Origin of the sequence: Legionella gratiana (assembly GCF_001467695.1) — a bacterium.
GTDB lineage: Bacteria > Pseudomonadota > Gammaproteobacteria > Legionellales > Legionellaceae > Legionella > Legionella gratiana.
Window position 1 is genome coordinate 561,556 of record NZ_LNYE01000022.1, and the last position, 12,027, is coordinate 573,582.

Genomic DNA, 12,027 nt, shown 5'->3' on the forward strand with positions numbered 1-12,027 from the left:
ACAATTCAATGCTTATAGTTATTTTAAAAACATTAGTTTATCACTAAAAAATATGCTATAGATACATGCTGATTTAATATATTCTGGGATAATAAAATGGATTTTAACCGTACTTTAATCACTTTATTTTTGCTTCTATTTTCTTCATGGATATATTCTCTTCCAGAGCCTAACGGCAATTTGGGGATTGCATTAGTCCATGGCACCCAAGATCACCGTGAGGATGCTGAAGGAGTGTACTGGAAAACCGACTTTATCCAAAGTCTCATTCAAGTGCTTCCAGACTCTGAAAACTATTACGTAGTACATTGTGATTTCAGCAAGTATATGTGGGATGAAGATGCTGCTGGATGTACAGCCGATCAACTATTAAAGTTCATAGATGATAAAAAAATTAGCTCACTCATTGTATACACCCATTCTAACGGTGGTAATGTTATACGTTGGATTCTTTCTAACCCAACCTATGACAGTCGCTACATGCGGCTCAAAAATAAAATCGATCAAGTCATTGCCTTGGCACCATCAAGTGGAGGAACACCACTAGCGGATGCCTTGCTCAATGGTGGAATTTTTGAAGCCAGTCTGAGTTGGTTATTGGGTTATACTGGAGATGCTGTAAAGCAGCAACGTGTTGGCGATATGTATATTTATAATGAAGAGCTCTTATTCGGTACCAAAAATCGTCCGACCTTGCCTAAGCCATTTAAGGCAGTCATAGGAACTGATGTTATAGCCTCACCGTTCAATTCATCTAGTTATTGTAATGGTTACATTCTTAACAGTGGCCTAAAAATTGCCAAACTCTATTTAGATAATTGCGCTGATGGCTTTTTAAATTGCAGCTCACAAACAGTTGCCGGTACAGTTTGGTTTTATGATAAAGATAAATTAGAGAACCATTTGACCCTAAGCCATAATCAGAGCAGACATTCCTGTTTTGGTTTAGAAAAAATACTTACCTCTGTCATCGATTCAGAAGGAGCTGCTTGATGAGAACTACTCTTACTTTATTGTCCTTGTTTTATTTTGCTCAGGTAAATGCGTACGACTTACCACAACATCCAATCAAATCTTATGATTGCGAGATCTGTGATACTTTATCTCATGAAAAGCTGCAAGACCGATGGAAACTTGCTGAAGTTCCGCTGAATAATGCACGTAGTAATATTCAAAAAAGCTACAGCTACAATAAAAAAGTAACAGCAGCACAATTGGAACAAGGAATTATCTTACCTATCCATGCCCCAGGCGCGGTGGTACGTATTACGCCTTTAGAAGATAAGGCTACTCCCCCCTTAGAGCTGAAAAGTCCTTCTAACCCATTTATGGGTTTGAAAGATGCATCGTCTTTATACAGCCAGGATGAAGCTATTGATGAATCATTAAAAATTGGAACACATCAAACAATGCTGCAAATCAAACCTGAATTAGGTATGGGCAACTTTGTCATCAAAAGCAAAAAAACAAAAGCTCACAATGAGTCTAATGCTTATCTTATTCAAGTTTTTGAAAAATATTCGTTACTCTACTTACAAGTAGAACCTGCTGCATTACAGTATCAATATGGGGATCAATTTAATGCAACTATAATCTTAAAAGATAATGAAACTTCTTATCCTATTGATGACATCAATGCCACATTAATCGGTCCCAATGATCAAAGTATTCCTCTTAAATTAAAAGAAATAAAACGCAATCAATATCAAGCCAGTGCATTTTTACTTTCGGATGTAAATACACATGGTGACAATTGGTATATTGAAGTCGATGTAACTAGCGAGCTTGAAGAAAACAGTCTGACTCATCGCACGGGGCGTGCCGCGTTTTCTTATTCCATACCCTCAGCAGGTTTAGTAAATATCAAAAAAACATCCTCTAAACCATTAACCTTCGCTGTAACTGCAGATGTTGCCACTGCAAGTCGTTATGCACTGCAAAGCATTCTCTACAAAAAAAATGCTGCGGGTGAAAATATCCCAGTAGAAACTGCCCAAAGTGCACTGTGGCTAGAACCAGGAAGACAAACAATTCACTTTAGCTTTGACAATTCAGCTCAATTAGCAGAGGATCAGCTTTCTGTAGGTTATTTACATTTAACCGATTATGGGCAATTAAAACCGGTTTATCAACACGATCTTCCGATTAAACTCAGTCAACTTTTGGACTAATGAATGCAATTTTTATCATCAATATCTTTAATTGAGGGCATGGCATGTGCTTTAGCCCTCCAGTTTTTACTAACACTATGGCTTTTAATAAAACAACACCAATTAAAGAATCTTGATAAACAATATCATGAGAAAATTCTAAGTACCTTTACTACAGAGATACATCAAATACACCTCGATATAAGTGAAAAAATTGCTCAAGGACAATTAATGACGCAACAACTCATCCATGATACCGTTCAAAAACAAATGATGGATGTTCGTGAGCAAATAAACCATAGTTTTAAACAGCATGCGAGCGCGCTTACCTCTCACTTACAATTACTGACTGAAGAAATTCGCAATCACCTTCATAGCTTAACGCAACAAGTCAATCATAAATTAACTGAAGGTTTTGAAAAAACTTCCTCAACTTTTATTGATGTAGTCAAACGCTTGACTATCATTGATGAAGCACAAAAGAAAATTACGGAATTATCGAATCATGTGGTCAGTCTGCAAGATGTTCTTGTTGACAAAAAGGCACGCGGTGCTTTTGGTGAAGTGCAGCTTTCAACACTCATCAGTAATATGATTCCTGCCACTCATTTTGAAATGCAATATACATTGAGCAATCAAAAACGTGCTGATTGTATCTTATTTTTGCCTGAACCCTCTGGGAACGTGGTGATTGATGCGAAATTTCCACTGGAAACTTATCAACGACTTATCAACGTTGATCCAGGAACAATGGAAAGAAAATCCTTACAACAGCAATTTCGACAAGATATTCAAAAGCATATTAAAGATATTGCGGATAAATACATCATTCCTAATGAAACAACTGACGGAGCCATGATGTTCATCCCTGCTGAATCGATTTTTGCAGAAATTCATGCTAATTATCCAGACTTGATTGCCCTATCACAAAGATTAAAGGTATGGCTTGTCTCTCCAAGCACTTTGATGGCCGTACTTACTACCGCTAAAGCAGTACTGAAAGATGATGCCACACGCAAACAAGTTCATATTATCCAAAAACATTTGCAAGCGCTTGCAGATGATTTTCAACGCTTTGAAAAACGAATGGATAAACTGTCCAAGCATATTAATTTAGCCCATCAGGATGTCAATGATGTAAATACCTCGGCCAAGAAGATCACATCACGTTTTCAAAAAATTGAATCCGTAGATATAGCATTAGACGAATTAGAACTTATTGAAACCGATGCCTCCAATAATGCTTAAGAAAACAGTCGTGACTGGAACTATTTTTTCTCCTTGATTCGAAAAAATTTTATCCAAATAATTTACATCCCAATGCGTACTTTCTTAATTCGAACAGAGCAAGATAAGAACGAATTCTTTATTCCGAAACTGACGTTGAGTATCATAAAAGCTTCCAAACTCATTTAGCGAAAATGCATGACACATCCTTTTCATAAAACGACATATATTGAACAAACATTCACACAATTAAATATTACAAAAGAACGAATAGAATTGATGACTTTTGAAAACTGCCAGTTCAAACAATGCAAATTCCTTGAAACAATTTTCAGTAATACCAAATTTATTGATTGTGATTTTGAATCTTGTGATCTTAGTCTCACAAAATTTCCAAATTGCAAATTTTCAGAAGTCTCTTTTAATCACTCAAAACTTATAGGAATAAATTGGACCGAATTGAATTGGCCTCTAGTCAAACTTACAAGCCCACTCTATTTTTATCACAGTAATGTAAGTCACTCTAGTTTTTATGGTTTAGAACTCACTGATCTGCAAATGGAAGAGTGTAAATCTCATGAGGTTGATTTTCGAGAAGCCAATTTAAGCCATGCATGCTTTTCAGGAACTGATTTACTCAATAGTTTATTTGTTCATACGAATCTAACTTCTGCTGATTTTACAAACGCGATGAACTACAGTATTAATCCAAACGAAAATAGAATCAAAAACGCACATTTTTCATTCCCAGAAGTTATTGCCTTATTAAACTATTTCGAAATCAAAATTAATGACTCACCATTTAATTAAGGACCATATTAAATGAACACTTGAAGAAATTTGTTGTTGTCCTCAAGATATTGTTGCGTAGAAAAATCGCCAACTGTTTTGAGCCCTATCTTATTTGACGCAACAATGCCATTTTGAAGTAGGCCATGCTAAAATTGAAATGGTTTTCCGCTTTTGCCAAAATGACAAAACCCCTCAGTCAATGGCAGGTGAAGTTAAGGAGTATTGTGACTTCCAATTGATTAGGTATAATAACTGATTTTTTAGCCGATCAGTTAAGCTATGTCCATAAGCACACTATTCTTCCAACCCACGCAAGCCAAACAAATATGGGGACAACTTCATGGAAGCAGCTTAGCGCTTGCACTGGCTGAGTATTGCCAACAAACATCTGGAATTAAGCTATTGATTGCACAAGATAATCTTAGTGCCAATCAATTACAAGCAGAGTTAACCTTCTTTCTTAATTCAACTTCGTCTCAAGAATTACTGTTTTTTCCTGATTGGGAAACATTACCTTATGACCAATTTTCCCCGCATCAAGATATTATCTCTGAACGACTGTATGCTTTAAGCCGGATTCAACAAGTCAGTGACGCGATTATTATCACCTCAGCAAGTACCTTGATGCATAGGCTATGTCCCCCTGAATTTTTAAATCAATATGCATTATTGCTTAAAGAAGGACAAAAATTAGACTTAAATGCTTTTCGAAATCAGCTCCAACAATCTGGATATCATTGTGTCAATAAGGTACTCGAACATGGTGAGTATGCTTTACGGGGTTCAATCATCGATGTATATCCCATGGGTTCTGGTTTACCGTTTCGTATCGAACTCTTTGATGATGAAATTGAAAGTTTACGAGAATTCGATACCGAAACTCAACGCACTATAGAAAAAATCAAAAAAATCAATGTATTACCAGCCAGAGAATTTCCTTTAAATGAACAAAGCCAACTGATGTTTCGACGTGCATTTAGAGAGTTATTTCCTGGAAATCCAAGCCAATGCCCGATTTATGAAGCAATCAGTGAAGGACAATTTCCATCTGGAATCGAATATTATCTCCCCCTATTCTTTGAAAAAACAGTCACCTTTTTTGACTATCTTCCAAGCACGGCGAAAGTATGCTTCATCGAAAACATTCAAGATAATGCGGAGCAATTCTGGCAAGAGTTAAATGAACGTTTCGAACAAAGACGATACGATATTAGTAGGCCTATTTTATCTCCATCAGCCTGTTTTATAAATCCAAATGAACTCTTAACCCTAGCAAATACTTACGAACAATTACGCTTATTTCATCATGTCTCAGATAAAAAAGGTGCAGTGAATTTTGAGATCACTCCTGGTCCACAATTACCCATCGATAGGAAAACCCAAGAACCTTTAAGTAAACTCCGTGAGTATTGCTCTGACTCTTCTAGGCGCTATTTAATTGTGGTTGAAAGTGCTGGACGACGTGAAGTATTGCTTGATCTGCTAAAACCCAGTGGACTCTCCGCTAAGGTACAATCCTCATGGGATGATTTTATTCATGATACAGCTAAGCTCAATATTAGCACTGGAGCGCTCATTTACGGCTGTGAATTAAAACAGAATAATATTGTGATTATTGTGGAGTCACAAATATTTGGAGAACAGAGTACGCCACAAAGACGTAGTTCTCAAAAATTGGTAGATCCAGACTTAATTATTCGGGATATGGCTGAATTACGTATCGGTGCTCCTGTAGTACATTTACAGTTTGGTGTAGGACGTTATCAGGGGTTACAGCATATAGAATCCAGCGGGATTTCTGGAGAGTTTTTAGTTCTTGCCTATGCAGGTGAAGATAAAATTTATGTTCCGGTTACCTCACTTCATCTCATTAGCCGTTACACTGGTGTAGATAGCGAGCATGCACCATTACATAAACTAGGAACTGACCAATGGCAAAAAGAAAAGAAAAAAGCTGCCGAGAAAATCCATGATGTTGCGATTGAGCTCCTTGACCTTTACGCCAAAAGAGAAGCACAACCTGGATACCAATATCAAGTTGATCACAGTGACTATGCTAAATTTGCAAGTGATTTCCCCTTTACAGAAACGCCTGATCAATTACAAGCAATTGAACAAATCATCAAAGATATGGAATCTTCGAGACCTATGGATCGCTTAATTTGTGGCGATGTGGGTTTTGGTAAAACTGAAGTAGCCATGCGTGCGGCTTTTGTCGCCGTACAAAGCAATAAACAAGTCTGTATCTTAGTACCAACTACACTTCTGGCTGGACAACATTTTGAATCGTTTAGAGATCGCTTTGCTGATTTCCCTATTAATATTGAGCTACTTTCTCGTTTTCGTTCCAACAAAGAAAGTGAAGCGGTACTTGCTGGATTAAAATCAGGAACAGTGGATATCGTTATAGGAACACACAAACTATTTCAAAGCAGTATCGCTTTTAAAAATCTAGGACTTCTCATTATTGATGAAGAACATCGTTTTGGAGTGAAACAAAAAGAACATATTAAAGCGCTACGAACTCATGTTGATATTTTATCAATGACCGCTACTCCTATTCCCAGAACATTAAATATGGCTATGGCAGGAATTCGCGATATTTCATTAATGACGACACCGCCAGCGAAGCGCTTAGCGATTAAAACATTTTGGCAAGAAAAAAAGGATCCTATTGTTCGTGAAGCCATTTTAAGAGAAATCTTAAGGGGTGGCCAAGTATTTTTCTTACATAATAATGTGGAAACCATTGAGCGCATCTGTGAAGACTTGCAAACCTTAGTGCCTGAGGCCAAAATTCGTAGTGCTCATGGGCAAATGCGTGAGCGTGAGTTAGAACGAGTAATGTCTGATTTTTATCATCATCGTTTTAATGTTTTGGTATGTACAACGATTATTGAAACGGGTATCGATATCCCTACAGCAAATACAATTATTATTGATCGAGCTGATAAATTTGGCTTAGCACAACTCCATCAGTTACGTGGACGTGTAGGACGCTCTCATCACCAAGCATATGCCTATTTGCTTACCCCAAATGAAAAGTCATTGACTTCTGATGCCGTTAAACGTCTTGAAGCAATTGTCTCTTTAGAAGATCTAGGAGCAGGATTTACCTTAGCGACGCATGACTTGGAAATTCGTGGCGCAGGAGAACTTTTAGGTGAAGAGCAAAGCGGTAATATGCATGCCATAGGATTTAATTTATTTATGGAAATGCTTGATAGAGCCGTAAATGCTTTAAAAGCAGGGAAGATACCTGAATTATCTGCACCGATGCATCAAGGAGCAGAGATCGATTTACGGATTAGTGCAATCATTCCTGAAGAATACATTTCTGATGTCCATAATCGACTTATTATGTATAAACGAATTGCTAATGCAAAAGATAATCAACAATTACATGATTTACAAATTGAGCTTATTGACCGATTTGGTTTATTACCACCACAAGTGAAGCATTTATTGTTAATTACTGAATTGAAATTAAAAGCAGAAAAAATGGGGATCCAAAAAATCAGTGCTGGAACCCAGCAAGGCAAAATAGAATTTGGGGAAGCGCCCTCTATAGACACCGGTGTTTTAATCAGTTTGATTCAAGTGCATGCCAAAAGATATAAAATGGATGGACCTCAATGTTTACGTTTTGCAGTAGATAGCACCTCCCCAGAAGAGCGTCTTTATGAAATTGGTTCTTTACTTAATAAATTAATGGGAACTTAAGGCATATTGACAATTCATCTCATGTGCCGCGACTTGTTCCTAAAGCGTAACCATTTTTTTGAAACTCATTATAACAACTCATCAATCCTAGACTGAATAAAAAGTTACGAGACACGTTCTAACTCATTGAAAAAAGCATGTTATTTATCTTCTTCATATGATATATAAAAATAACCATTTGGATGTTTTTTGATTAATATGATTATAATTGGACTATCTGAAGATTAGATTTTGTAACAAACATCTCAGATTGAGGAGAAATAAGTGAAAAATAAAGTCATTAGTAAATCAAGTTACAAACATTGGTCCTCCAGTATTATTTGTTTGGGGGTATTAGCTTTAGCCAGTCAAAATGCAGCTGCAGATGGTATGAGTGTTGGTGGCATGGCATCAGAAATTACATCATCATTTACAAACCTGACTAAGCTCATAACCGCTGGTTCTTATTTAGCGGGTTTGGCATTTTCTATTGGTGCGATTATGAAATTTAAACAGCACAAAGATAACCCTACCCAAATTCCAATAGGAACACCCATTGCCTTGGTTTTTATTGCTGCTGGTTTATTATTCCTACCTTCTATTTTGGGAATCACCGGAACAACCATGTTCGGCTCAAATGGCGGTGAAACTGCTGGTCCTCTTGGTACCGTATATACTAGTGGCTAAAAATGGTTTTACTTGTATCGTAACTGAAATTAATTTCAAATATCCTCACTCGTCTGAGTGAGGATATTCTAATAAGCAGCCCCCATTAAATACTTATTACAAATCAGCATATCAAGATTTAGTGATTCATTTAGGGTTTAATGGGTACCACCGACTGTCAGAGCGTCTATTTTTAAAGTAGGCTGTCCTACTCCAACTGGAACTGATTGTCCTTCTTTTCCACAAACACCAATCCCTCGATCTAATCCTAAGTCATTCCCTATCATACTGATTTTTTTCATGACATCAGGACCATTCCCAATCAAGGTAGCGCCTTTAACGGGAGCTGTAATCTTCCCATCTTCAATAAGATAAGCTTCACTTGCTGAGAATACGAATTGACCTGAAGTAATATCCACTTGTCCACCACCAAAATTAACTGCGTATAAGCCACGTTTAACCGAGCGAATAATTTCTTCGGGATCATGTGGCCCAGCTAACATATAAGTATTCGTCATTCTGGGCATAGGTACATGAGCATAAGATTCACGGCGACAATTACCTGTGGATTGCATACCCATCAATTTAGCATTAAGTTTATCTTGCATATAATTCACTAAAATACCATTATCAATTAAGGTAGTGCATTGTGAAGGAGTACCTTCATCATCAATAGTGATTGAACCGCGTCTTTCTTTTAGAGTACCATCATCAACGACGGTAACTCCTGGTGCAGCAACTTGTTCACCAATACGTCCAGAAAATGCGGACAATCCCTTGCGATTAAAATCACCTTCCAATCCATGACCTACTGCTTCATGTAATAAAACACCTGGCCAACCAGGCCCCAGTACAACAGGCATGGTTCCTGCGGGCGCAGGTCGCGCATCCAAATTAATTAAAGCTTCACGTACCGCTTCGCGAGCGTAACTTAAAGCATTTTCTTTCTCGAGAAAATAAGAATAAGCTACTCGACCACCACCTCCAGAACGGGCAGACTCTCGTCTTCCATTTTTATCTTCTACAATGACGCTAACATTAACACTCACTAGAGGTCTAACATCAGCGATCATCTGTCCATGCATTCCAGCTACCATTACCACCTCATAACAACCACTTAATGAAGCATTAACCTGGATTACTCGGGGATCAATTCTACGTGCCTCTTTATCAATTGCTTCTAACAAAGCAATTTTTTCTTGCTTACTCATACCTTCAATGGGATTTAAACCTCGATAACGACTGACAGCAGCTCCTCTTACCTGGATGGACTGAGTTGGCATAGAACCGGTCAGTGCAATGGAACGTGCTGCATCAGCTGCTCGCAACATTGAAGGTAATAAAATATCATCACAATAGGCGAAACCTGTTTTATCACCACTAACTGCACGAATACCGACTCCTTTATCTAAAGAAAAACTACCGCTTTTCACTACTGAATCTTCGAGATACCAAGACTCATAACTGCAACTTTGAAAATAAAGATCTGCATCATCAATATGACGATTCATCATCGTTTTAAATAATTTTTCTATTCCTGTTTCATCCAAAGCAGCAGGAGCCAGTAAAATCTTTTTCGCTGTAGTTAGTGCTTCTGTCATTTAAGTACCTATAATAAAATTTATTAAATTAAGCAGTGTTAAGCAGACCCTATATCTATAAGTTTAATACATGATGGTCTAAACAAGGGAACTTTTGACGTAATTCGTGCTGACTTTGTAAATCAATATCTGCAGTAACAATACCACTTCCTGTTTCTTTTTGTACAAGAACTTTCCCCCAAGAATCAACAATCATACTATGGCCATAAGTAGTTCGCCCATTTTCATGGAGGCCGCCTTGATTTGCTGCCAAAACATAACACAGATTTTCAATGGCTCTTGCCCTTAATAAGACTTCCCAATGCGCACGGCCTGTTGCTGCTGTAAACGCAGAGGGAATAGTAAACAGCTGCGCTCCTTGCATCATTAATTGCTGATAAAGCTCAGGGAAACGTAAGTCATAACAAACGGTTAAACCAATTTTCCCAATTGGTGTATCAACAAGAACGGGATCATATCCACGCTCAATTGATGAGGATTCTTGATAAAATTCATAAGGTGATACATGAACATCAAATAAATGAATTTTATCATAACGTGCCGCACATTTACCTTGTTCATCATAAACAAGACAACTGGCACGAACCTTAGAGCCTGAGCTTTTAAGAGGAATAGTTCCAGCAACTATCCATAAACCCAATTGCTTTGCTAATTGGCTAATTTTTTGTTGAATTGGACCTTGACCATACACCTCCCCTATTTGCAATTTATCGCTCTCATAAAGTCCCATAAAAGCAAAATTTTCAGGCAAAAGAACAAGATCAGATTGAGCCTCACGTGCTTGGAACATCAGTTTTTCTATTTGTTGCAAGTTATCAGCAACTGTTGCTGAAGAAACCATTTGTACTAATGCCACCCGTGTCATAATCAATTCCCAATTTTTGACATCAAATAAGCTCTATGACCTACTTAATGAGACTCTAAAATTTATTTATAATACTATAGAGTGCTATAGAAGCTCAAAATAAAAATGATAGGTTTTAAACTTGAAATATAGGAAACTAAACCTTAAATATGCTAGACTCAATATATAAATATAAAGGAGCTCGAAAACAATGAACCGAAACAATGTCACTGTACTTACGCAACGTAATGACTCTGTGCTCGCAAGCAACAAAGTATTGCGTAACACTTATCTGTTGCTGAGCTTAACATTTTTCTTCAGTGCGTTTATGGCTTATCTGTCTCTTACAAGCGGCGCTCGACCAATGAACCCCCTACTTATGATAGTTGGTGTTTATGGTTTAATGTTTTTAACTCAAGCACTGCGCAATAGTGTTTGGGGCTTAGTAAGTGTGTTTGCCTTCACTGGATTTCTAGGTTACACATTAGGCCCAGTGCTTAATTTTTACATCAGTAGTTTTAGTAACGGACCACAATTAATTGCAACTGCCTTAGGCGGTACTGGTATGATTTTCTTTGCATTATCAGGTTATGCACTAACGACCAGAAAAGACTTTAGTTTCCTGGGTGGATTTCTTTTTGTGGGTGTAATGGTGGCCTTATTAGCAATGATTGCAGGAATTTTCATTCATATTCCAGCATTACAGCTTGCTATTTCTGCTGCATTTATTCTCATTTCATCTGGCTTAATTTTGCTACAAACCAGTGAAATTATTCATGGAGGAGAAACAAATTATATCTCAGCTACAGTAGGTCTTTTCGTATCAATATACAACTTATTCGTCAGCTTGCTTAACATATTAACTGCCTTTTCTGGCCGTGACTAGTTATCAGTCTCCTCTACCTAAATCCCGGTTGTTTTTCGCCGGGATTTTTTTAATATACCACAATATCAATGAGTTTTCGGTTTTCACTCAGTGCGAATACGTCGTTTGAAAGTTTTGTATCAATAATGTGGTGAGTTTATAGCGAGACAAGAATAATGC

Annotated in this window: 9 protein-coding genes; 7 read left to right on the forward strand and 2 right to left on the reverse strand. The window is 37.4% G+C overall.

The features are described 5' to 3' along the window. Positions 1-96: 96 nt before the first annotated feature. The 6 genes from Lgra_RS10240 to Lgra_RS10265 all read left to right on the forward strand — a co-directional run bounded on the left by Lgra_RS10240 (position 97) and on the right by Lgra_RS10265 (position 8,558). A complete protein-coding gene (locus Lgra_RS10240; RefSeq protein WP_058499144.1) occupies positions 97-993 on the forward strand; it encodes a hypothetical protein in 897 nt (298 codons plus the stop codon). Further along, positions 993-2,171, forward strand: a complete 1,179-nt coding sequence (locus tag Lgra_RS10245; RefSeq protein WP_058499145.1) for a DUF4785 domain-containing protein — start codon at positions 993-995, stop codon at positions 2,169-2,171. The genes Lgra_RS10240 and Lgra_RS10245 overlap by 1 nt, the downstream gene beginning before the upstream one ends. Before the next feature lie 3 nt (positions 2,172-2,174). Next, a complete protein-coding gene (locus Lgra_RS10250; RefSeq protein WP_058499146.1) occupies positions 2,175-3,398 on the forward strand; it encodes a DNA recombination protein RmuC in 1,224 nt (407 codons plus the stop codon). A 177-nt stretch (positions 3,399-3,575) separates the two neighbouring features. Then, the gene (locus tag Lgra_RS10255) at positions 3,576-4,187 is read left to right on the forward strand and encodes a pentapeptide repeat-containing protein (protein WP_058499147.1); all 612 of its coding nucleotides are present in this window, start codon (positions 3,576-3,578) and stop codon (positions 4,185-4,187) included. Positions 4,188-4,448: 261 nt separating this feature from the next. Beyond that, the gene (mfd, locus tag Lgra_RS10260; RefSeq protein WP_058499148.1) at positions 4,449-7,892 is read left to right on the forward strand and encodes a transcription-repair coupling factor; all 3,444 of its coding nucleotides are present in this window, start codon (positions 4,449-4,451) and stop codon (positions 7,890-7,892) included. Between the two features lie 264 nt (positions 7,893-8,156). Further along, a complete protein-coding gene (locus Lgra_RS10265) occupies positions 8,157-8,558 on the forward strand; it encodes a hypothetical protein (protein WP_058499149.1) in 402 nt (133 codons plus the stop codon). A 137-nt stretch (positions 8,559-8,695) separates the two neighbouring features. Here the strand turns inward: Lgra_RS10265 and tldD are convergent, their stop codons facing one another. Further along, positions 8,696-10,138, reverse strand: coding sequence for a metalloprotease TldD (gene tldD, locus Lgra_RS10270; protein WP_058499150.1), 1,443 nt, complete (start codon positions 10,136-10,138; stop codon positions 8,696-8,698). 55 nt (positions 10,139-10,193) lie between these two features. Then, positions 10,194-11,003, reverse strand: coding sequence for a carbon-nitrogen hydrolase family protein (locus Lgra_RS10275; protein ID WP_058499151.1), 810 nt, complete (start codon positions 11,001-11,003; stop codon positions 10,194-10,196). Positions 11,004-11,193: 190 nt separating this feature from the next. Here Lgra_RS10275 and Lgra_RS10280 point away from each other — a divergent pair, with 190 nt between their 5' ends. Further along, positions 11,194-11,868: a Bax inhibitor-1/YccA family protein gene (locus tag Lgra_RS10280; RefSeq protein ID WP_058499152.1), complete on the forward strand. Its 675-nt coding sequence runs from the start codon at positions 11,194-11,196 to the stop codon at positions 11,866-11,868. The last annotated feature ends 159 nt before the right edge of the window (positions 11,869-12,027 follow it).